Here is a 21427-nt window from a genome sequence, read left to right as displayed (position 1 = left end):
GACTTTCATGCGGTAGCAAGGGCCGGGCCAGCGCGATAAGCATGGGGAGAGGACATTTGCCGGGGATGGCCGGCGGCTTGCCTGAAAAAATGGCTGAGGACTGCTTATTTCGGCAGCAAAACCGCGTGACTTCAACGCGTTACCTCGGCAAAGTCGGGCCGATAGGTGAAGGACTAGAGGTATGAGCGAGATCGTCACGGCGGGCATTTTGGTCATCGGGGACGAAATCCTGTCCGGCCGGACCAAGGACAAGAACATCGGCTTCATCGCCGAATACCTGACCAATATCGGCATCGACCTGAAGGAGGTCCGGGTCGTCTCCGACGACGAGCCCGACATCATTGCCGCGTTGGATGCACTGCGGCATCGCTACACCTATGTCTTCACCACCGGTGGCATCGGGCCGACCCATGACGACATCACCGCTGATAGCGTCGCCAAGGCCTTCGGCGTCGGCATCGGCCATCACCCGGAGGTGGTCGCCCGTTTCCGGGAGCGCTGGAGCGAGCAGGACCTCAACGAGGCCCGCCTGCGCATGGCCCGCATTCCCGACGGTGCCGAGCTGATCCAGAGCGCGACCATCCTCGCCCCCGGCTTCAAGATCGGCAATGTCATCGTGATGGCAGGCGTGCCCTCGATCATGCAGGCGATGATGGACATCGTCTCGCCCAAGCTGAAATCGGGCGTGCGCATGCTCTCCGAATCGGTTCGCGCCAATGCGCGGGAGGGCGACATCGGCGGCCCGCTGCGGGCGATCGCCGCCGAACATCCCGACACCATCATCGGCAGTTATCCCTTCATGGACGAAGACCAAAAGCCCAACACAAATCTGGTGGTGCGCTCGCGCGACGCGGACAAGGTCGCAGCTGCCATGGCGGCGGTGAAGGAAATGCTGGCGGGATTGAACATCACTCGGTAGCTACAGACGCTGCTGGACGATGATTGGCGGGAGAACACGATGGCTGGTGAAGCACCGGAATTGAGCGCGGAAGAGCGGGCGGGCCGGCCGTTTCCAGTCTCGTGGGACCAGTTCCACCGGGATTGCCGGGCGCTGACCTGGCGGCTCAACGAGGTCGGTCCGTTCCATGCGGTGATCGCGATCACCCGCGGCGGCCTCGTGCCGGCCGCGATCGTGGCGCGCGAACTGGGCGTGCGCGTGATCGACACGGTCTGCATCGCCAGCTACGACCACGACAAGCAAGGCGAACTGCAGGTCCTCAAGGGCATTTCAGAACAGGCAATGAAGCTCGGTGGCGGCACCGGCAAGGGGCTTCTCATCGTCGACGACCTCGTCGACACCGGCAAGACCGGCAAACTGGTCCGCGAGATGCTGCCCGACGCGCATTTCGCTACCGTGTATGCCAAGCCGAAGGGACGTCCGCTCGTCGATACCTTCATCACGGAGGTATCGCAGGACACCTGGATCTTCTTCCCCTGGGACACCGCGCTGTCGTACCACCCGCCGCTCCGCGACGGGGCGGCGTGACTATCGCGATTGCGCGGCGGAGGCATCCATGCCCCTGCAAAACCGCGTCACGCCGACCGGCGAGATCATCGCGACGCCGCACCGGGGCCAGTTCACCGGCAACCGCGGCATCATCCATGATCCCGCGACGAAGACGCTGCTGAAGAAGCGCTGGTCGTCGCCGGCCTGGATCGTTTGCCTGTGTGAATTCCGCGGCTGGCGGCGGCCCGTGATGGCACGGCGGAGCTGGACCGAGCTGTTCTTTCTCGACGAGGCCACAGCCTTGGCGGCAGGTCACCGTCCTTGCTTCTTCTGCCGCCGTGACGATGCGAAGCGATTTCGCAATGCATGGGAAACGGGGAATGATGCAAGCGGCATCAGCGCCAAGGCAATGGATGCCGTGCTGCATCGGGAGCGGCTCGATCGTGGCAAGAAGCGGCTGCATGCGCTGCCGATGCCGCTCGCGGAATTGCCCGACGGCGCGATGTTGCAACAGGGCGATGACTGCTTCCTGATCGCGCAGGGCAAGGCGTTGCTATGGTCATCCGCGGGCTACGTCCCGCATGCGAGCGCGCTCGATCATCCGATGTTGCTGACGCCGCCCTCCACGCTGTGCGCGATCATCGCTGGATATCAGCCTGTGCTGCATCCGACCGCGCGCAGCTAGCGCAGCGGCTTGCCGTCTTCATCCACCGTGGTCCGCGCGTCGCGCAGCGCCCATTCGCGGATCACCTGGCGACACCGGGTTAGATCGGCTTCGCTCGCGGCATTCGCAGCCTTGGACGCACGCTCCACGATTGCTTTGCAATTGAGAAGCACGGAACGATCCTCTGCGCGCGCCGGCAGCGCCAACGCTGCAAGCGCTGCAATGGCGAACGCCAGACGGATCGCCGCCATTACCCCAGCTTCTCGCGTGCCAGCGCGGCGCCGGCGCCGAGCGCCATCAACTTGGCTTCGGCGATCTCCCGCCGCATCGGTGCCATGCCGCAATTGGTGGTGGCGATGATGTTGCTCTTCGGCACGAATTTCGACACCGCGTCGATCACCGCGACGACGTCCTCGGCGGTCTCCACCGTGTCGCTGGCGACGTCGATCACGCCGGCTTGCACGATCTTGGTTTTGAGCAGGGCGAGCAGGTCGAGCGGCACCTTCGAATTGCGGCACTCGATCGCGACCTGCTGGATCGGGCTGGCGTCGATCGCGGGAAAGATCTGCTCGTACTGCCGCCATTGCGCGCCGAGCGTTTCCTTCCAGTCGGTGTTGGCCTTGATGCCGTAGCCGTAGCAGATGTGCACGGCGGTGGCGCAGGTCAGGCCCTGCGCGGCGCGCTCCAGCGCCTTGATGCCCCAGTCGTTGACCTCGTCCATGTAGACGTTGAAGGCGGGCTCGTCGAACTGCACGAGATCGACGCCGTCGGCCTGGAGCGCCTTGGCTTCCTCGTTCAGGAGTTCGGCGAACGCAAAGGCCATCTTGACGCGGTCGCCATAGTAGCGATCGGCAATGGTGTCGATGATGGTCATCGGGCCGGGCAGGGTGAATTTCAGCTTCTTCTTCGTGTGCGTGCGGGCAACGCGCGCTTCGTCGGCGTGGACGCGTCCTTTGAGCCGGAGCGGTGCGACCACCTGCGGCACCATCGCCTTGTAGCGATCCTTGCGGATGCCCATCTCGACCTTGTGGGCGAAATCGATCCCCTCGATCTTCTCCAGGAAACCGTGGACGAAATGCTGTCGGGCCTGCTCGCCCTCGGTGACGATGTCGATGCCGGCGTCCTCCTGGACCTTAACGGCAAGCATCGTCGCATCGCGCTTGGCGCGGACGAGCTCGTCGCCTTGCGACTTCCAGGGCGCCCAGAGCATGTTGGGTTCGGCGAGCCATTCCGGCTTCGGCAAGGAGCCGGCGATCGTGGTTGGAAACAGCATGGCGCCCTCGCGGCGGGTTGTGATTGCACCCCTTCCTGCCATGTCTTAACGTCGAGGTACAGAACAACAAAAGCCGCCTTGAAACCCGCGGCGCCGGAGCGGAAACGCCATGATCGAGTTCTTCTTCGACTGTTCCAGCCCCTGGACCTATCTCGCCTTCCACAACATCCAGCCGCTGGCCAAGGAGGTTGGCGCGGAGATCATCTGGCGGCCGATCCTGGTGGGCGGCATCTTCAATACGGTCAACCCAAGTGTCTATGCGCAGCGCGAGACGCCGGTGCCGCTCAAAGCGCGCTACATGAAAAAGGACCTTGCCGACTGGTCGCGCTCGGCCGGCCTCGCGATCAAGATGCCGCCGACGGTGTTTCCGGTGAACAGCGTGAAGGCGATGCGCGGCTGCATCTGGCTCGGGCAGGAATCGGTGCCTTTCGCCACGGCGGTGTTCGAGACCTATTGGGGCGGAGACAAGGACATCTCGCAGGACGAAGTGCTCGCCGAGATCTGCAGAAAGGTCGGCGTCGACGAGCAGAAATTCTTCGCGGGCATTTCCAAGCAGGAGGTCAAGGATCAGCTCAAGGCCAACACGGAAGAGGTCGTCACCCGCGGCGGCTTTGGTTCGCCGACGATCTTCGTCGGCAAGACCGACATGTATTTCGGCAATGACCGCCTGCCGCTGATCCGAGAGGCGTTGCTGCGCAGCAAAGCGAGCGCGGCCTGATGGTGCGGGCTGTCGTCTGCCGCGCGCTCGGCGCACCCGAAAAATTGCAGATCGAAGAGTTTCCGTCACGCGACCTGAAGCCGGGCGAAGTGCGGGTCGCGATTCGTGCCGCTGGCTTGAATTTTCCCGACGTGCTGATGGCGGCCGGCGGATACCAGCTCAAGCCGGAGCTGCCGTTCACGCCGGGCATGGAGGCGGCCGGCGACGTGACCGAGGTCGGCGCAGAGGCGAGCGGCGTCGCCGTCGGCGACAAGGTCATCGTCAAGATGCGGCACGGCGCCTTCACGGATGAAGCCGTGGTGATGCCGTCGCAGCTCACGCCGATGCCATCGACGTTCGACTATGCGGAAGCTGCGACCTATCTCGCCGGGCACGGTACCGCCTATCACGCGCTGATCGACCGCGGCCGGGTTGCGCCCGGCGAGGTGCTGCTGGTGCACGGCGCCGGCGGGGGCGTGGGCCTTGCGGCGGTCGAGATTGGCAAGATGCTGGGGGCGACCGTGATCGCGACGGCGTCCAGCGAAGAAAAGCTCGCGATTGCCAAGGCGCGTGGCGCCGATCATCTCGTGCGCTACGACCGCGAGCCGTTTCGGGATGCCGTCAAGCGTATCACCGACGGCCGTGGTGTCGACGTCGTGTTCGATCCCGTAGGCGGCGAAGTCTTCGAGAACTCAATGCGTTGCATCGCCTGGGGCGCGCGGCTGCTGGTGATCGGCTTCACCGGCGGCATCGGCTCGGCCAAGACGAATCTGCTCCTGATCAAGGGCGCCAGCGTGCTCGGCGTGCGTGCGGGCGAAGCGGTGCGAAAAAATCCCGCGCTTGGCGAAGTGCGGCTGAAGGCGCTGCTCCAATGGGCCGAGGAGGGCAAGCTGCGGCCCAACGTCTCGCACCGCCTGCCGCTGGAAGAGTACGCGAAGGCGATGCGGTTGTTGATCGAGCGCAAGGCGATCGGGCGTGTGGCGCTGGTGATGGAGTGAGAAGGTAGGTTACTTGTACTCCCGCTCCGTCCACCACGGGAAGTAGTCCGGCATGTCGCTCGACACCTTGTTCTTGAACTGCGCAGGGCGCTTCTCCAGAAATGACGTCACGCCTTCCTTCACATCGTCGGAGCGGCCGCGGGCGTAGATGCCACGGCTGTCGACCTTGTGGGCCTCCATCGGATCGTCGGCACCCATCATGCGCCACATCATCTGGCGGATCAGTGCCACGGACACCGGTGCAGTCTTCGCCACAAACTCCTTGGCGAGCGCACGTGCGGTCGGCAGCAGGTCATCAGGGGCTACGACCTTGCTGACGAGGCGGCCGGTAAGGGCTTCCTGCGCCGGGAAGACGCGGCCCGAATAACACCATTCCAGCGCCTGCGAGATGCCGACGATGCGCGGCAGGAACCAGCTCGAGGCGGCCTCCGGCACGATGCCGCGCTGGGAGAACACGAAGCCGAAGCGCGCGGCGTCGGAGGCGATGCGAATGTCCATCGCGAGCTGCAGGGTGACGCCGATGCCGACCGCGGGTCCGTTCACTGCGGCAATCACCGGCTTCAGGCATTTGAAGATCCGCAATGTCACCTGGCCGCCGCCGTCGCGCACTTGAGGATCGCTGTAGTCAATCTTGCCGTCGGCGAAGCGCTTCACCGGCCCGCGCCGGGCATCTCGGTCGAACGTGTCGGCGCCCGACGAAAGATCTGCGCCGGCGCAAAAGCCGCGGCCGGCGCCTGTGACGATGATGGCGCGGACGTTGTCGTCCTTGTCCGCGGCGTCGAACGCGTCGATCAGCTCTCCCTGCATCTGCGCGTTGAAAGCGTTGAGCTTGTCGGGCCGGTTCAGCGTGATAGTGAGGATCTGCTCGGCGACTTCGTATTTGATCGTCTCATACGCCATGATGATTTCCTTCCCTGTCCTGAATTTTGTCTCGAAGAGACGTCATGCATGGCCGCCAGCGTCCGTCTTGCGCGGACTGGGCATGTGGCAGGCGGTAAGAGAACGCGGATGGCCGGTCCAAACAACAAGCCCGGCCATGACGGAGTGCGTTAGCGCGCCGGCGGGCTGGGCCAGGGCTTCTGCGGACCGCGCAGGCTCTCAAAAGCCTTGGCCATGCCGAGCACGCCGATATCGTCGAAGCGGCGGCCGACGATCTGTACGCCGATGGGAAAACCTTTGGCGTCGAAGCCGCCGTTGATGGAGATCGCCGGATTCTCCGACATATTCCACGGCACGGTATAGGCGATGTGCTCGAACGGCTTCATGGGATCGTTGGTCGGCGAGGCCCAGTCGGCCGGATAGTTCACGTTCGGCGCCGTCGGCGAGATCACATAGTCGAGCTCGCAGAACAGCTTTGATGCGGCCGCGCGAATTGCCATGGTCTGGTTGAAGCCACGGATGACGTCGACGCCAGACAGCTTTGCACCGGACTCGCCCCATTTGAAGATGTAGGGCAGCACCTTTGCCTGCTCGGCCGATGTCAACTTGGACAGGTCGTCCCACATCCGCGCGCGCCAGAAATTGTCGAGGCCATCGAGCATCTCGCGCGTGAGAATACCGTCGACTTCGGTGACGACGGCCCCTGCGGATTCGAACGCTTTAGCGGCCTTCACCGCGACCTCGCGCACCGGTTTCTCCAGCGCCAGGCCAACGCCGGGATCGAGCATCAATCCGATGCGGAGTTTGCGCAGGGATTTCTCCAGCCCCTTCCAGTTGAGGGGCTCCGCGGGCAGGCTCGTGCCGTCGCGTCGGTCGGGTTTTGCGATCACGCTCATCATCAGCGCGCAATCGTCGACGGTGCGGGTCATGGGACCGGCGACGCGGCCGACATAGGCGGGATCGATCGGCACGCGGCCAAAGCTCGGCTTCAATCCGACGAGGCCGCACCAGCCCGCGGGCAGACGGACCGAGCCGCCGATATCGGTCCCAAGATGCAGCGGACCATAGCCAGCTGCAGCAGCGGCGCCCGCGCCGGCGCTGGAGCCGCCGGGATTCTTGGAGAGGTCCCAGGGATTGCGCGCGAGCGCATGGAAGCTGGAGAGCCCCGAGGACAGCATGCCGTAATCGGGCATGGTGGTCTTTGCGAAGATGATCGCGCCGGCTTCGCGCAGCCGCGCGGCGGGCGGTGCGTCCTTCTCGGCCGGCGTGAGCTTGACGCTCGCAGCCCCCAGCGGCACCGGCACGCCTTTGGTCGCGATGTTGTCCTTCACCGTCACAGGCACGCCGTCGAGCACTCCGGACGGCTCGCCCCCGGACCAGCGTGCGGTCGAGGCCTTCGCGGCCTCGCGCGCGCCGTCGGGATCGAATGCATAGAGCGCCTTGAGGTGCGGCTCCCACGCGGCGACGTGCGCGAGCACGTCTTCCAGCACCTCGCTCGGCGAGAACTGCTTGGCGCGATAGCCCGCGATCAGATCGACCGCGGAAAGATCGTGCAGCGAGGTGACTTCCTCCTCGACGCTTTTTTTATGCATTGCTACCTGCCGGCATACGGGTCTCGATGATCCGGGCGAACATGCTCGCACCAATCGGCAGGATCTTGTCGTCGAGCACGAAGCCGGGATTGTGCACGGGCACCGAGCCGTCGTGGCCGACCCAGAAATAGGCGCCGGGAATGGTTTGCAGCATGTCGGCAAAATCCTCGCTGCCCATCTTCGGCTGTGTACGGGTAATCACCTTGGCAGGATCGACGACGGTGCGCGCGACTTCCTCGACCACCCTGGACTGCTCGACCTGGTTGACCAGCACGCCGAAAGTATCGCGGATGTCGGCTTCGATCTCGCACTGGAAGGTGCTCGCGATGCCGGCGCAGATGGTGCGGATACGCTGGCTGATCAGGGCGCGGACTTCGTTCGAGAAGGTGCGGATGGTGCCGCAGAGATGCGCTTCGCCGGGAATGACGTTGTAGGCGGAGCCGGCATGGATCTGCGTGATCGAGATGACGGCGGCCTGCAGCGGGTCGACATTGCGGCTGACGATGGTCTGGATTGCCTGGGCCAGCGTGGTCGCGATGATGACCGCGTCCTTGGAGCGCTCGGGCATCGCACCATGCGCGCCGTAGCCGGTGATGCGGAGGTCGAAGAAGTCGGCGCTGGCCATCGCCGGGCCGGGCAGGATCGCGATCTCGCCATGATTGAGGTCGGGCGCATTGTGCAGGCCGTAGAGCTCGTCGCAGGGGAATTTCTCGAACAAGCCGTCCTTGATCATCGCGCGGGCGCCGCCGAGGCCTTCCTCGGCCGGCTGGAAGATCAGATGCACGGTGCCGTCGAAGTTTTTGGTCTCGGCGAGGTAGCGCGCGGTGCCCAGTAGTATAGTGGTGTGGCCGTCATGGCCGCAGCCATGGAAGCGGCCGGGGATTTTCGAACTCCATTTCAGATTGGTGTTCTCCTCCATGGGCAGCGCGTCCATGTCGGCGCGCAGGCCGATACGCTTGCCGCTCGAACCCTTGCCCTTGATGACGCCGATCACGCCGGTGCCGCCGAGACCGCGATGCACCTCGATGCCCCAGCTCTTCAGCTTGTCCGCGACGATGCCGGAGGTGCGCACTTCCTCGAAGCCGATCTCCGGATGGGCGTGGAGGTCGCGGCGAATGGCTGTAAGTTCGTCGGCATAGCCGTCGATACGGTCGATCGTGGGCATGTGTTGTGTCCAGTTAGCGTGAGGAGGGAGTGAAAACCGGGCCGTTCGGCTTAATGCGGATGCCCGGCCGCAGGCGCGTCCATGGCAGCGTAGCCGTGTCCGCGGGCATCGCGCCGGGGGCAGCGCAGATCATCAGCGTTTCCGCGATCGGCTCGAAATCGGCGCGGAAGTGCACCGAGCTCTTGTTGACCAGAATCTTCTCACGCGTGGGCTCAATGCCGACATAACGGTACATTGCCTGGTCGGCGAGCTGCGCCTTGTGGGAGGAGACGACGACGCGGACGTCGCCGATGCGCAGGCAGGCGGAGGGGCCCATCTCCATCTCGCGGCCGCCATAATAGGGACCGGGCGCGATAAAGCGGCCGTCGGAGAGTTTTTCGACGACGAAGGTGTCGCGATAGGGCTCGTCGCCGGGAATGCCGGACTTGCCGCCGAGCGACAGCGTCACGGTGGCGCCGACGCCGGCCGCATGCGCGGCCTTGGCTGAGGCCGGATCGTAGATCGCGCCGGTCGCGGCGCTGGCCTTGTTGCGGACCAGTGCGCGCAGCATGCCTGTGGTGTCGGAATCGCCGCCGGCGCCGGGATTGTCCTGGGTGTCGGCGATGATGATCGGCTTGCTCGCGCTCTTCGAGAGCTCCATCGCGTGGCGCACGCCGTCGTCGGGTGACCAGATCTTGCCGTCGAAATCGTCCTCGTGGCTTTCGATCAGCTTTACCATCGCATCCGCGGCGCGGTCGACGTCGGCTTGCGTCTTGCCATAGGCGAATACGCTCGGCCCGCAGTCGCGGAAGTCCGCGGCAGGGAAGCCGGGCGCGAAAGACAGCGTCGGGATGGAGTCGTTCTCCAGCGCAGCGAGCTTTTCGTAGATGCCCTTGGTCGGCTGGTCGTTGGTGCATTGCCAGCTGATCGGAATCAGGAACGGCAATTGCCGGAAGGACTTTGCGAAACGCTGCCTCGTCTTCAGGAGCAATGCGAGATGTCGGGCGCAGGCGCGGCCGGTCTCGGCCATGTCGACATGGGGATAGGTGCGGTAGGCGATCAGCGCGTCCGCATGCTCCATCATCTCGGGCGTGACGTTGGCGTGCAGGTCGAGGCTCGCGACGAGCGGAATGTCCTTGCCGATGACGCGGCGCACGCGCGCGAGAATCTCGCCTTCGCCGTCGTCGAGATGTTCCGTGACCATCGCGCCGTGGAGGTCCAGATAGACCGCGTCGATCGAACCAGCGGCTGCGATCCCGTCAACCATGACACTGACGATGCGCTCGAATGCGTCCTTGGTGACATGCGCCGACGGGCTGGCGCCGCAAGCGATGGTCGGGATGAGTTCCCAGCCGTTGGCCTCGGCGCTGTCGACGAAACCGGCGAGGCCGACATTGATGCGGCGCATCACTTTCAGCACGTCGGCACCTTGCGTCATAGCCGGCCAGCCGCCGCCGTGCTGGAAGTCCGCGAAAGTCGCCTTCGTCGGAGCGAAGGTGTTTGTCTCGTGCAGGAAGCCACCGACGGCGATACGTGTCATCAACTCAAGTCCGGCAATTGAAAGTGCGCGACGTTAGGCTTTGACGTTAGCCTTGGCATTGAGGGGAGAGCAAGGTGGGAAGCAATCGCGCCGCGCATGGCCTCAAGCTGTTTTGGGAATGCTTGCCGCGATCCCCGTCATTGCGAGCGCAGCGAAGCAATCCAGACTTTCTCCGAAGAGGGATTCTGGATTGCTTCGCTGCGCTCGCAATGACGAGGGAGATAGCTACGCGCTCGCCGCCACGCTCTCCGACACCGGCCGGAAGTTCGCAAAATCCCAGCCGCGGCCCGGCGCTGCCTCGAGCAAGGCTCTGGTGTACGCCTCCTTCGGATGCGTCAGCACTTCGGCGGCCGAGCCCTGCTCGACGACGCGGCCGTGCTGCATCACCACGACCTCGTCGCAGATCTGCGCTGCGACGCGCAGATCGTGGGTGATGAACAGGATGGCGATGCCGAGCCGTTTCTGGATCTCGTCGAACAGTTCCAGCACCTGCGCCTGCACGGAGACGTCGAGGGCGGAGACCGCCTCGTCCGCGACCAGCACGTCGGGATCGAGCGCGAGCGCGCGGGCGATCGCAATGCGCTGACGCTGGCCGCCGGAGAACTGGTGCGGATAGCGGGCCACCGCGTCGGCGGGCAGGCCGACCAGCTCGAGCAACTCGCGGGCACGTTTCATGGCGTCGGCGTGTGGCACGCCGTAATTGATCGGGCCTTCCGCGATGCTCTCGCCGACGGTGACGCGCGGGTTGAGCGAGCGGTAGGGATCCTGGAACACGATCTGGATCTTCTTCCGATGCGGCTGCAACAGCCGCCGCGAGATGTCCGAGATCTCGCGGCCGGAAAGGCGCACGCCGCCGGAGGTCGGGTCGATCAGGCGGACGATGCAGCGCGCCACGGTCGACTTGCCTGAGCCGCTCTCGCCGACGATGCCGAGCGTGCGGCCCTTGCGTAGCGTCAGCGTGACCTTGTCGGCGGCGACGACTTCGCGGCCTTTGCCGAAGAACGCGCGCTCGCGGTAGACCTTGCCGAGCTCGTTGGCCTCCAGCACCACCGGTTCCTTGGTCTCGGGCCGCGCCGCGCGCGGCACCAGGCTCGGCACCGCGGAGAGCAGGTTGCGGGTGTACTCCATGGTGGGACTGCGCAGGATGGAATCGAGTGTGCCGGTCTCGACCAGTCGGCCCTGCCGCATCACCGCGACCCGGTCGGCGATCTCGGCGACCACGCCCATGTCATGGGTAATGAACAGCACGGCGGTTCCGTGATCGCGCTGGAGGTCGCGGATCAGGGTCAAAATCTGCTTTTGCGTCGTGACGTCGAGCGCGGTGGTCGGTTCGTCCGCAATGAGCAGCTTCGGTTCGAGCACGAGCGCCATCGCGATCATGATGCGCTGGCGCTGACCGCCGGAGAGTCGGTGAGGGTAGGAGGCAAAGATGCGCTCCACCTGGGGCAGGCGCACCTGCTCCATCATGTCGAGGATGCGTTTCTTCCGCGCCTTCGCGTCGAGATTGGTGTGCGCGCGCAGGACCTCGTCGATCTGGCGGCCGACCGGCACCACCGGATTGAGCGCCGTCATCGGCTCCTGGAAGATCATCGCCATCTGCGTCGCGCGGAGCTGCCGCAGGCGGCGGTCGGTCGCGGTGAGAATCTCCTCACCGACCAGCTTGACGCTGCCGCCGGTCGGAACCAGCGTGCCTTTCGGCAGCAGCCCCATCGTGGTCAGCGAGGTCACCGACTTGCCCGAGCCGCTTTCGCCGACGAGGCACAGCGTCTCGCGCTCGTGCACCTGGATCGAGATGCCGTCGATGATGTTTGCGGCGTTCGGCTTTTTGCCGACGGACACGACGAGGTTGTTGATGTCGAGGATGGGGTTGGTCATCACTTGATCGGTCATCATTTGCCTTCCCGCTGCTTCATGCGCGGATCGAGTGCGTCGCGGGCGGCATCGCCGATCAAATTGATGCTGAGGATCGCGATCGACAGCAACAGGCCCGGCCAGAAGATCAGCGTCGGCTTGAGCTGGAAGTACTGACGGCCCTCGGCCATGATGTTGCCCCAGGTCGGCGTCTCCGGCGAGATGCCGGCACCGAGGAAGGAGAGGATGGCCTCGGTGAGGATCGCCGACGCGCAGACGTAACTGCCCTGGACGATCAGAGGTGCGATCGTGTTCGGCATCAAATGCCGCCACATGATCTTTGGCAGGGATGAGCCGACCGAGATCGCCGCTTCAACATAGGGCTCCTCGCGCGCCGACAGCACGACCGAGCGCACCAGTCGTGCCACGCGCGGAACTTCGGGAATCGTGATCGCGATCAGCACGGTCCAGAGGCTGGCGCCGGACAGCGACACCACAGCGATTGCCAGCAGGATGCTCGGCATCGCCATCAAACCGTCCATGATCCGCATCATGACGGAATCGACCAGCTTGAAGAAGCCGGAGACGAGGCCGATCGCCAGCCCAATGACGATCGACATGATCGCCGAGCCGATGCCGATCAGAAGCGAGATGCGTCCGCCGTACATGACGCGCGAGAGCAGGTCGCGGCCGTAGGCGTCGGTGCCGAGCAGGAATTGCGCCGAAGAGGGTTTCAGCCGCTGCGAGGGCGCAAGCTGGATTGGATCATACGGCGCGATCAACGGCGCCAGGATCGAGATCAGCACGACCAACGCCAGGCAGATGGTCGCTGCCGCGATGATCGGCGTCGAGGTCAGGAATCCGAGGCGCGGCCGCAGCGGCGACGTGATCGGGATGGACGACTGAGGAAGGGTATCGACCGACATTTTTGTTGTTATCCTTGCCTCAGTACCGGATCCGGGGATCAAGCAGGGTGTAGGCGACGTCGATCAGGAGATTGACGACGACATAAATCAACGACGTCAGCAAGATCATCGCCTGGATCACCGGATAGTCGCGCGCCAGAACCGCGTCCACCGTGAGGCGGCCGATGCCGGGGATGTTGAACACGCTCTCGGTGACGACGACCCCGGAGATCAAAAGCGCAAAGCCGGTACCGATCACCGTGATCACGGGCACCGCGGCGTTGCGCAGCGCATGGCGCATCATCACGGCGACTTCGTTGATGCCCTTTGCGCGCGCGGTGCGGACATAGTCCTCGCCGAGCACGTCGAGCATCGCCGCGCGTGTCATGCGCGCGATCAACGCGATGTAGATGAAGGACAGCGCGCAGGTCGGCAGGATGATGCGCTCGAAGAACGGCCCAAAACCGTTCGAGATGCTGCGGAAGCCCTGTACCGGCACCCACCGCAGGTCGATCGCGAAGACCTCGATCAGGATGTAGCCGACCACGAACACCGGCACCGAAAAGCCGAGCACCGACAGGCCCATCACGAACCGGTCGATCCAGGTGCCGTGCTTCCAGGCCGCGATCACACCCAGGGGAACAGCGACGATGACGGCGAGAATGATGGTGGACAGCGCGATCGAGATCGACGGCTCGACCCGCTGGCCGATCATCTTCATCACCGGGAGATTGGAGATGAGTGAAGTTCCGAGATCGCCATGCAGCAGCTTGTTCAGCCAGGTGATGAACTGCACGATCAGCGGCTCGTTGAGACCGAGCGAGGTGCGGATGCGCTCGAGCCGCTCCGGCGTGGCGTTGTCGCCCGCAAGAATCGCGGCGGGATCGCCCGGGGTGAGGCGGAGCAGGAGGAAGACGAACAGCGCCACCACGCCCATCACGGGCACGGCGGCGAAAATTCGGCGAAGGAGATATCCGAGCAAGTTGGATCCCGTCAGATTAGAGTCAAATCAGAGGCAGAGGCTGCAGTGGGTTCTGCCATCAGCCTAACATTTCAGCAATTCCCATGCCATCCGGGCCGCAGTTTTTGCAGTGCGGTCACCTTGTTTTGGTGAGCTGGCTCGGTTGGTGGCGTGGCTCGCGCCATCACTCCAGCGTAGCGAGCAGCCCCGCCATCAGCCGGCCGCGTTCGACGAGACTTTCGACCTCGATATACTCTTCGAGCGTGTGGCCGTTGCCGCCACGCACGCCCAGGCCGTCGAGAGTCGGGATGCCCATTGAGCCCGTGAAATTGCCGTCGGAGCCGCCGCCGGCGCTGGCATGCGGCAGTTCTGCGCCGAGCGACTTGGCGATCGCCCGCGCCTTTTCGTACAGCGCGATGGTGCCGGCATCGGGCTCCCAGACCGGACGCGTCACGCCGCGTGTCACCTTGAAGGCGACATCATCGGTTGTACCGGAGAGCGCCAGCATCCTCTCGACGCCGCGATCGAGGTCGGCCTGGCGCTTAGCCATTGAAAGCGCATCACCGGTGGCGGTCGTGGCGACGCAATTGACCCATTGCCCCCCACGCACGACACCGACCGAAAACGTGCAGTCCTCGCTCGTCATCGCGTCGATGGCGAGAATCTGGCGCGCCATCTCGCGAATCGCCGAGCGACCCGCCGACAAGGTCGCGCCGGCGTGGCTGGGCCGGCCGGTCGCCTCGAGATTGAAGCGCGCGATGGCGTAACGTCCGGTGGTGACGCCGTTGTCAGCGCGGCCGGGCTCGGGCACCAGCACGTATTTGTTGCGCGCGGCTTCGGCCTCGATGATGTCGCGCGTGGAGGGCGTGCCGACTTCCTCGTCGGGCGTGAACAGCACGGTGATCGGCAGCGGCGTCGTGAACGAGGCGCGGGCCAATTGGCGGATCGCTTCCAGCGAAAGATAATTGCCGCCCTTCATATCGTAGATGCCCGGTCCGTAGCACTTGCTGCCCTCGCGCCGCCATTTCAGCTTCTCGATGGTGCCGACGGGGTGGACGGTATCCATGTGTCCGGCAATCAGGATGCCCGGCTCGCCTTGCTTCGGATGCGGAAAGCGTGCGCGGATCACGCCACCAAAGCCCTGGCGACCGGCGATGCGCTCGATCGTCGCACCCATGATCGTCATCTCCCGCGCTGCGATATCGAGCATGCGATTCACGGCGCTCGCGTCCCAGGTCGGGCTTTCGCATTCCACCCAGCCGCGCAGGCCCTGGAGCATCGCTTCGCAATCGAAGGGAAGATTGGCTGGATTCATCTCAATGTCTCTCGAGCTTCGGAACATGGAACGCAGATTGCATCGGCGCGGGGCAGGACAGGCGGAGAGCGTTGTAGAGCGAAACCGATCCTTGTGGAGCCCGTGCGCGCGCCGCTTGGGCTTGCAGCGAAACCGGATTGACGCGCTCGGCACTGTCTGCAAGTCTCGAAAAGATAAAGGCATTGCATGAGGTTAGTTCGCCTAAGGAACGAACCGGATGCTCAATCAATAACCTGCCTTTGAACAGTTTCACGTCAGGAGAAACTTTTATGTTTAAGTTGATGCGCCGGGGGCCTCGCGCGTTCGCCTCCAAATTTGCGCTGTCGGTCGTCGCGCTTTCGATCGCACTGGCGTCGCCGGTGCTTGCGGCCGGCAAGACCATCACGGCAGTGATGCATTCGGATCTGCGCATCATCGATCCGATCTTCACCACGGCCTACATCACGCGTGACCATGGCTACATGATCTACGACACCCTGGTGGCGCCGGATTCGAACTTCAAGATCCAGCCGCAGATGGCGGACTGGAAGATCTCCGACGACAAGCTCACCTACACGTTCACGCTGCGCGACGGACTGAAGTGGCATGACGGTGCGCCGGTGACGGCCGAGGACTGCGTCGCCTCGCTCAAGCGCTGGGCCGCGGTCGACGGCATGGGCCAGAAACTGCTCGACTTCACCGCCAGCATCGAGGCGACCGATGCCAAGACCATCACGCTGAAGCTGAAGGAGCCCTACGGCCTCGTGCTCGACTCGATCGGCAAGCCGTCCTCCCGCGTTGCCTTCATGATGCCGAAGCGCCTCGCCGAGACGCCGCCGGACAAGCAGATCCCGGAGCAGATCGGCTCGGGTCCTTTCAAGTTCGTGCAGTCGGAATTCCAGCCGGGTGTGAAGGCGGTCTACGTCAAGAACACCGACTACGTGCCGCGCAAGGAGCCGTCGAGCTGGACCTCCGGCGGCAAGGTGGTGAAGGTCGACCGCGTCGAGTGGATCACCATGCCGGACTCGCAGACCGCAGTGAACGCGCTGCAGTCGGGCGACATCGATTTCATGGAGAATCTGCCCTACGACATGCTGCCGTTGCTGGAGGCGAACAAGGAGATCACGATCGAGGTCTCGAACAAGTTCGGCTTCCAGACCCTCGGCCGGATGAACTTCCTTTATCCCCCGTTTGATAACGTCAAAGTGCGCCGTGCTGCCTTTCTGGCGATAAACCAGAAGGACGTTCTCGACGCGCTCGTCGGCAATGCCAAATATCAGAAGATCTGCGGCGCCTTCTTCGTGTGCGACACGCCATTCGCGACCGAGGTCGGTGGCGAGACCCTGGTGAAGGGCAACGGCATGGCCGAAGCCAAGAAGGCGCTCGCGGAGTCCGGCTATGACGGCACCCCGATCGTGATCATGGCGCCGGGCGACGTCACGACGCTGAAGGCGCAGCCGATCGTTGCGGCTCAGTTGCTGCGCGAGGCCGGCTTCAAGGTCGACCTGCAAGCGACCGATTGGCAGACGGTGGTGAGCCGCCGCGCCAGCCAGAAGCCTCCGAAGGAAGGCGGCTGGAACATGTTCTTCACCAACTGGGTCGCGGCCGACGTCTCCAACCCGATCGCCAATCTCTCGATCGGCGGCCAGGGCAAGAAGGGCTGGTTCGGCTGGGCGGAGAACGCCAAGATCGAAAAGCTCAAGGACGACTTCGTTCGCGCCGCCTCGCTCGACGATCAGAAGAAGATCGCCGCTGACATCCAGAAGGAAGCCTATGAGCAGGTGATCTACATCCCGCTGGGGCAATATCTCCTGCCGAGCGGCTGGCGCAAATCGCTGACCGGCGTGCTCGACGGTCCCGCCACCCCGTTGTTCTGGAACGTCGACAAGTCGGAGTAGGGCGAGGGCTCTTGGTCTGAAAAGCGAAACGGCGCCGTGGATCTCTCCGCGGCGCCGTTTCCATGAACCAACACTGACTCGACCTCTTCTAGCAGTGGCTGTCGCGCAGCTGCTCCAGCCCTTCACCTGCGAACGGCAGGCTTCTGTCCGGCTGCTGCTCAGAAATTGGTTGCCGTGGGGTGGGCCGCTCGATTTCGCGCGCGGGCTGATCGAGTCTGCTCTCTTGTTCCATCTCGCCTTCCTCTCAAATTGCTGCAGTACAACATCAAACCCGTCTGGAAGTTCCTCACGCGAGGGCGCGATGATGCGGCTTGAACAGCCGTCCCTTCTCCACCACCAGCACGATCGCGAGGGCCGCGAGTGACGACGCGAAGAAGCCAACCGAGAACGGCAGCAGCGTGCCGTCGAAGCTTTGTCCGATCGCCATGCCGACGGCGATGCCGATCAACGTGGTGATCGAGCCGTAGAGCGAAGACGCAGTGCCGGCGATGTGGCCCTGCGGCTCCATCGCGAGGGCGGTGAAGTTGGCGACCATCATGCCGAACGAGAACATCATGAGCGCCGAGAGCACCATGAACAGCGGAAGCGGCAGCGCGCCGAGGCTTTCAGTCAGCAGCATCACGCCCGCCACCGCGGTGTAGAGCGTCAGCGCGCCGTGCGAGATCACGCGCATGCCGAGGGTCCCGACGAATCTCGCGTTGAGAAAGCCGGCAATGGCGGTGCCGGCCGCGATCGCCGCGAAGGCGAGTGGAAAATAATGGCCGAGGTGATAGATACCGACAAAAACCTGCTGGGCCGAAAATACGTAGGCGAACAGCGCACCCATGACGCTACCAGCGGCGAGCGCGTAGCCGATGGTTTGGCGATGGGTCACGGTCTGCCAGTAGGCCCTGAGCACGTCGGCCGGCGCAAGCGACCTGCGTTCGCCTTCAGGCAACGTCTCCGGAAGTCGCAGCACGCACCATGCGAGCGCGAGCAGCCCGTAGAGCATCAGCACGACGAAAATGCCGCGCCATTGCGTGACCAGCAGCACTGCCTGTCCGAAGGAGGGCGCGATCACGGGGACGGCGATGAATATCATCATCGCAAGCGACATCACGCTCGCCATGCGGCGGCCGACGTAACAGTCGCGCACGATCGAAGTTGCGATCACGCGCGTCGCCGAGGTGCCGAAGCCCTGCAGTGCGCGCGCCAGCAGCAGCGTCTCGAAGGACGGCGCGGCAATCGCCAGCACGCTCGCCACAGCATAGACCGCCATCCCGCCGAGCAGCACCGGGCGGCGGCCGAAGCGGTCCGACAGCGGACCCATGACGAACTGGCCTGCGCCAAAGCCGATCAGGAAGGTCGACAGCACCAGCTGGAGATGGTTGGCGACGGGGATATTGAAAGCTGACCCGATATTGGGCAGCGCCGGGAGCATCATGTCCATCGCAAGCGGATTCAGCGCCATGATCGACGCGATCACGATGACGAATTCGGGGAAACCCATGGGCCGGTGTCCCGAGGACACCCAATCGTCGGCATTGACGTCGGACAAGAAGCTCACCTCTGAAATCGAAGACTCTGTCTAACGACGATGCTGCAATGCACAAGTTATGTTTCGGGATGGCTGGCAGGCGGGGCCGGAGCGGACAACAATTGGTGAAGAAGCCACCATTAGGGCTCTCAGATCATTAAAGGCGGCGAAGCGCTGGGCCGGGCCTCAACTAGCCGGCGCGACGGGACTTACCCCGAACGGTTCCATGTCATTTGTCCGCCCAGCATCCAATGGTTGTTTGATCGGATGAAAATCCTCAAGAGCGGGTCTGTCGCGGGTGCGCGGGACAGGCCCGGTCCCTTGTTCGTACCGGGAGCGATCATGCAGCGATCCAGGGCGGTCTTTGTCACGGGTGTCATCTATGCCTTGATCGGCCTGGTCCTCACGGCCGGCGGCATCTGGCTTGCCGCGTTGGGCGGCTCGATCTTCTACGTCATGCTTGGTGCCGGCCTTCTGCTCACGGCCGCGCTGCTCGTGGCGCAGCGACAATCTGCGCTATGGCTGTTTGCAATCGTGCTGGTCGGCACGCTGGCATGGGCCGTCTACGAGGTGCAATTCGATTGGTGGCCGCTCGCGGCGCGTGGCGACGTCGTCTTCCCGATGGCGCTTTGGCTTCTCACGCCGGTGATCGTCCGTGGACTGGTGCGAAACGAGCGGGTGTCCTACCGAAGTGCAACGGCGCCGCTCTGGGCCGCCATCGCCATGGCGTCGGTCGTGCTCGTGATCGGGCTGTTCTCCAGCTATCACGACGTCAATGGCACGATCGCGGAGTCCGGTTCTGCGGTCCCGCAAAGTGAAGCCGACCCGCAGCCGGATGGCGATTGGCGTGCGTATGGACGTACCCAGTTTGGACAGCGCTATTCGCCGCTGGTGCAGATCACGCCTGATAATGTCGGCAAGCTCAAGGTCGCCTGGACCTTCCGCACCGGCGACGTGGCAACGCCAAACGATTCCGGCGAGACGACCTTCGAGGTCACTCCGATCAAGGTGCGCGATACGCTCTATCTTTGCTCGCAGCACCAGGTCCTGTTTGCGCTCGACGCCAAGAGCGGCACCGAGCGCTGGAGGTACGATCCCAAGCTGACCTTCAACAAGACGTTCCAGCATATGACCTGCCGCGGGGTCTCCTATCACGAAACGGGAGCCGGCGCCGTCGACAGCAGCGGTGGTGCGGCGCCCGCCGAATGTCCCCGGCGGATATTCCTGCCGGTCAATGACGGGCGCATGATCGCGCTCGATGCCGACAGCGGCAAGCTCTGCGACAGCTTCGGCGACCACGGCACTCTCAACCTGCAAGACGGGATGGGAATCACGACGACGGGTTTTTTCGAGCCGACGTCGCCGCCGGTTGTCAGCGACAAGATTTTGGTTGTGGCCGCCGCGGTCATCGACAATTATGCGGTCGACGTGCCGTCGGGCGTCGTCCGCGGCTTCGATGTTTACACCGGCAAGCTGGTCTGGGCATGGGACTCCGGCGCGGCGGACGAGAACGCGTTGCCGTCGCCGACCCGCCACTATACCAACGGATCGCCGAATTCGTGGATCTCCGCCGCGTTCGACCCGAAGCTCAACCTCGTCTTTATTCCCACCGGCAACAATGGTCCCGATATCTGGGGCGGCAATCGCAATGAGCTCGTCGAGCGCTATTCCAGCTCCATCGTGGCGCTGGACATCAACACCGGCAAACGCGTCTGGTCGTACCAAACCGTGCATCACGACCTCTGGGACATGGATGTTCCGTCGCAACCGAGTCTGGTCGATGTCACGACGGCCAAGGGCGTCGTGCCCGCGATCATCCAGCCGACCAAGGTGGGCAACCTGTTTGTGCTCGACCGCAGGAACGGCGAACTGATCGTGCCGGCGCCGGAGCGCCCGGTCCCGCAAGGAGCCGCGCCCGGCGACCGCACCGCGCCGACGCAGCCGTTTTCCGAGCTGACATTCCGCCCGGAGGCGAAACTGACCGGCGCCGATATGTGGGGCGGTACGATCTTCGACCAGCTGTTGTGCCGGATTGCGTTCCATCGACTGCGTTACGAGGGCACGTTCACGCCGCCATCGTTGCAGGGCACGCTGGTGTTCCCCGGCAATCTCGGCATGTTCGAATGGGGCGGCATCGCGGTCGATCCCGTGAGACAGATCGCCATCGCCAACCCGATGTCGTTTCCCTTCGTCTCAAGGCTCATTCCGCGCGGCCCTCTCAATCCTCCCACGCCGACGGCCGAGAAGCCGGTCGGCAGCGAGGTCGGGACGCAGCCGATGTATGGCACTCCGTTCGGGGTGGATCTGTCGGGTTTTCTCTCGCCGTTCTCCGTGCCGTGCTACCGGCCGCCATGGGGCTCGATGGCCGCAATCGATCTCAGGACGATGAAGATCGTGTGGCAGCATCCCAACGGCACCATCAGGGACACCACGCCGCTTCCGCTTCCCTTCAGGATGGGCGTGCCGATGCTGGGTGGGCCGATCACGACCGCAGGCGGAGTCGCATTCTACACCGGCACCTACGAGTACACGATCCGGGCTTACGACGTGCGCAACGGCAACGTGCTCTGGGAAGATCGGTTGCCGGCTGGTGCCCAGTCGACGCCGATGAGCTACGAGGCCGACGGCAAGCAATATGTCGTCACCGCGGCCGGCGGCCATGGCTCGTTCGGCACCAAGCGCGGGGACTACGTCATCGCCTACGCGTTGAAGGATTGAACATGGAAGGTCGTCTTGGAGGGATCTTCCGGCTCATGCTGTTGGCACAG

Annotated in this window: 19 protein-coding genes; 7 read left to right on the top strand and 12 right to left on the bottom strand. The window is 64.1% G+C overall.

Annotated features, from left to right (window positions below; translation table 11 throughout):
- Positions 1-181: 181 nt before the first annotated feature.
- From IVA88_RS13315 to IVA88_RS13305, 3 genes are read left to right on the top strand one after another with little or no spacing between them, the layout of a single operon-like run.
- Positions 182-919, top strand: coding sequence for a molybdopterin-binding protein (locus IVA88_RS13315; protein ID WP_247497698.1), 738 nt, complete (start codon positions 182-184; stop codon positions 917-919).
- A gap of 39 nt (positions 920-958) precedes the next feature.
- Complete coding sequence (gene gpt / locus IVA88_RS13310) at positions 959-1486, top strand: xanthine phosphoribosyltransferase (protein WP_247497697.1); 528 nt, start codon at positions 959-961, stop codon at positions 1484-1486.
- Between the two features lie 28 nt (positions 1487-1514).
- Complete coding sequence (locus IVA88_RS13305) at positions 1515-2132, top strand: hypothetical protein (protein ID WP_247497696.1); 618 nt, start codon at positions 1515-1517, stop codon at positions 2130-2132.
- Here IVA88_RS13305 and IVA88_RS13300 read toward each other — a convergent pair.
- Positions 2129-2362, bottom strand: coding sequence for a hypothetical protein (locus IVA88_RS13300; RefSeq protein ID WP_247497695.1), 234 nt, complete (start codon positions 2360-2362; stop codon positions 2129-2131). The genes IVA88_RS13305 and IVA88_RS13300 overlap by 4 nt on opposite strands.
- Positions 2362-3384, bottom strand: coding sequence for a methionine synthase (locus IVA88_RS13295; RefSeq protein ID WP_247497694.1), 1023 nt, complete (start codon positions 3382-3384; stop codon positions 2362-2364). Before IVA88_RS13295 ends, IVA88_RS13300 begins: the two co-directional genes overlap by 1 nt.
- Before the next feature lie 109 nt (positions 3385-3493).
- Between IVA88_RS13295 and IVA88_RS13290 the strand changes: the two genes are divergently transcribed.
- On the top strand, positions 3494-4102 hold the full coding sequence (locus IVA88_RS13290) for a 2-hydroxychromene-2-carboxylate isomerase (RefSeq protein ID WP_247497693.1): 609 nt from the start codon (positions 3494-3496) through the stop codon (positions 4100-4102).
- Positions 4102-5079 (top strand): NADPH:quinone oxidoreductase family protein, encoded by a 978-nt coding sequence (locus IVA88_RS13285; protein ID WP_247497692.1) that lies wholly within the window; start codon positions 4102-4104, stop codon positions 5077-5079. The genes IVA88_RS13290 and IVA88_RS13285 overlap by 1 nt, the downstream gene beginning before the upstream one ends.
- Before the next feature lie 9 nt (positions 5080-5088).
- On the opposite strand, the gene IVA88_RS13280 is transcribed toward IVA88_RS13285, so the two are convergent.
- From IVA88_RS13280 to IVA88_RS13245, 8 genes are all read right to left on the bottom strand, one after another.
- Positions 5089-5979 (bottom strand): crotonase/enoyl-CoA hydratase family protein, encoded by an 891-nt coding sequence (locus tag IVA88_RS13280; RefSeq protein ID WP_247497691.1) that lies wholly within the window; start codon positions 5977-5979, stop codon positions 5089-5091.
- A gap of 149 nt (positions 5980-6128) precedes the next feature.
- On the bottom strand, positions 6129-7550 hold the full coding sequence (locus IVA88_RS13275; protein ID WP_247497690.1) for an amidase: 1422 nt from the start codon (positions 7548-7550) through the stop codon (positions 6129-6131).
- Entirely contained in the window at positions 7543-8715 is a 1173-nt protein-coding gene (locus IVA88_RS13270) for a M20 aminoacylase family protein (RefSeq protein ID WP_247497689.1), read from the bottom strand. The genes IVA88_RS13275 and IVA88_RS13270 overlap by 8 nt, the downstream gene beginning before the upstream one ends.
- A 13-nt stretch (positions 8716-8728) precedes the next feature.
- On the bottom strand, positions 8729-10234 hold the full coding sequence (locus IVA88_RS13265; RefSeq protein WP_247497688.1) for a M81 family metallopeptidase: 1506 nt from the start codon (positions 10232-10234) through the stop codon (positions 8729-8731).
- Positions 10235-10459: 225 nt separating this feature from the next.
- On the bottom strand, positions 10460-12109 hold the full coding sequence (locus IVA88_RS13260; RefSeq protein ID WP_247498015.1) for an ABC transporter ATP-binding protein: 1650 nt from the start codon (positions 12107-12109) through the stop codon (positions 10460-10462).
- A 14-nt stretch (positions 12110-12123) separates the two neighbouring features.
- Positions 12124-13011: an ABC transporter permease gene (locus tag IVA88_RS13255; protein WP_247497687.1), complete on the bottom strand. Its 888-nt coding sequence runs from the start codon at positions 13009-13011 to the stop codon at positions 12124-12126.
- Between the two features lie 19 nt (positions 13012-13030).
- Positions 13031-13972, bottom strand: coding sequence for an ABC transporter permease (locus IVA88_RS13250; protein WP_211397784.1), 942 nt, complete (start codon positions 13970-13972; stop codon positions 13031-13033).
- Between the two features lie 163 nt (positions 13973-14135).
- The gene (locus tag IVA88_RS13245; protein WP_247497686.1) at positions 14136-15266 is read right to left on the bottom strand and encodes a M20/M25/M40 family metallo-hydrolase; all 1131 of its coding nucleotides are present in this window, start codon (positions 15264-15266) and stop codon (positions 14136-14138) included.
- A 269-nt stretch (positions 15267-15535) separates the two neighbouring features.
- Between IVA88_RS13245 and IVA88_RS13240 the strand changes: the two genes are divergently transcribed.
- The gene (locus IVA88_RS13240) at positions 15536-17143 is read left to right on the top strand and encodes an ABC transporter substrate-binding protein (protein WP_247497685.1); all 1608 of its coding nucleotides are present in this window, start codon (positions 15536-15538) and stop codon (positions 17141-17143) included.
- Positions 17144-17231: 88 nt separating this feature from the next.
- Here IVA88_RS13240 and IVA88_RS13235 read toward each other — a convergent pair whose 3' ends face one another.
- Positions 17232-17375 (bottom strand): hypothetical protein, encoded by a 144-nt coding sequence (locus IVA88_RS13235; protein ID WP_247497684.1) that lies wholly within the window; start codon positions 17373-17375, stop codon positions 17232-17234.
- Positions 17376-17429: 54 nt separating this feature from the next.
- Complete coding sequence (locus IVA88_RS13230) at positions 17430-18680, bottom strand: multidrug effflux MFS transporter (RefSeq protein WP_247497683.1); 1251 nt, start codon at positions 18678-18680, stop codon at positions 17430-17432.
- Positions 18681-19001: 321 nt separating this feature from the next.
- Here IVA88_RS13230 and IVA88_RS13225 point away from each other — a divergent pair, with 321 nt between their 5' ends.
- Positions 19002-21377, top strand: coding sequence for a glucose/quinate/shikimate family membrane-bound PQQ-dependent dehydrogenase (locus tag IVA88_RS13225; protein ID WP_247497682.1), 2376 nt, complete (start codon positions 19002-19004; stop codon positions 21375-21377).
- Positions 21378-21427 lie beyond the last annotated feature (50 nt).

The sequence above is a fragment of the Bradyrhizobium sp. 149 genome (assembly GCF_023073915.1).
Taxonomy (GTDB): Bacteria; Pseudomonadota; Alphaproteobacteria; order Rhizobiales; family Xanthobacteraceae; genus Bradyrhizobium.
Note: the sequence above shows the minus strand (reverse complement) of the source record. Positions and strands in the feature narration are given on the sequence as shown.

Bases quoted from the DNA above. Each gene is read 5' to 3' on its own strand.
- IVA88_RS13315 (WP_247497698.1), top strand. From the start codon at position 182: ATGAGCGAGATCGTCACGGCGGGCATTTTGGTCATCGGGGACGAAATC.
- gpt (WP_247497697.1), top strand. From the start codon at position 959: ATGGCTGGTGAAGCACCGGAATTGAGCGCGGAAGAGCGGGCGGGCCGG.
- IVA88_RS13305 (WP_247497696.1), top strand. From the start codon at position 1,515: ATGCCCCTGCAAAACCGCGTCACGCCGACCGGCGAGATCATCGCGACG.
- IVA88_RS13300 (WP_247497695.1), bottom strand. From the start codon at position 2,362: ATGGCGGCGATCCGTCTGGCGTTCGCCATTGCAGCGCTTGCAGCGTTG.
- IVA88_RS13295 (WP_247497694.1), bottom strand. From the start codon at position 3,384: ATGCTGTTTCCAACCACGATCGCCGGCTCCTTGCCGAAGCCGGAATGG.
- IVA88_RS13290 (WP_247497693.1), top strand. From the start codon at position 3,494: ATGATCGAGTTCTTCTTCGACTGTTCCAGCCCCTGGACCTATCTCGCC.
- IVA88_RS13285 (WP_247497692.1), top strand. From the start codon at position 4,102: ATGGTGCGGGCTGTCGTCTGCCGCGCGCTCGGCGCACCCGAAAAATTG.
- IVA88_RS13280 (WP_247497691.1), bottom strand. From the start codon at position 5,979: ATGGCGTATGAGACGATCAAATACGAAGTCGCCGAGCAGATCCTCACT.
- IVA88_RS13275 (WP_247497690.1), bottom strand. From the start codon at position 7,550: ATGCATAAAAAAAGCGTCGAGGAGGAAGTCACCTCGCTGCACGATCTT.
- IVA88_RS13270 (WP_247497689.1), bottom strand. From the start codon at position 8,715: ATGCCCACGATCGACCGTATCGACGGCTATGCCGACGAACTTACAGCC.
- IVA88_RS13265 (WP_247497688.1), bottom strand. From the start codon at position 10,234: ATGACACGTATCGCCGTCGGTGGCTTCCTGCACGAGACAAACACCTTC.
- IVA88_RS13260 (WP_247498015.1), bottom strand. From the start codon at position 12,109: ATGACCAACCCCATCCTCGACATCAACAACCTCGTCGTGTCCGTCGGC.
- IVA88_RS13255 (WP_247497687.1), bottom strand. From the start codon at position 13,011: ATGTCGGTCGATACCCTTCCTCAGTCGTCCATCCCGATCACGTCGCCG.
- IVA88_RS13245 (WP_247497686.1), bottom strand. From the start codon at position 15,266: ATGAATCCAGCCAATCTTCCCTTCGATTGCGAAGCGATGCTCCAGGGC.
- IVA88_RS13240 (WP_247497685.1), top strand. From the start codon at position 15,536: ATGTTTAAGTTGATGCGCCGGGGGCCTCGCGCGTTCGCCTCCAAATTT.
- IVA88_RS13235 (WP_247497684.1), bottom strand. From the start codon at position 17,375: ATGGAACAAGAGAGCAGACTCGATCAGCCCGCGCGCGAAATCGAGCGG.
- IVA88_RS13225 (WP_247497682.1), top strand. From the start codon at position 19,002: ATGCAGCGATCCAGGGCGGTCTTTGTCACGGGTGTCATCTATGCCTTG.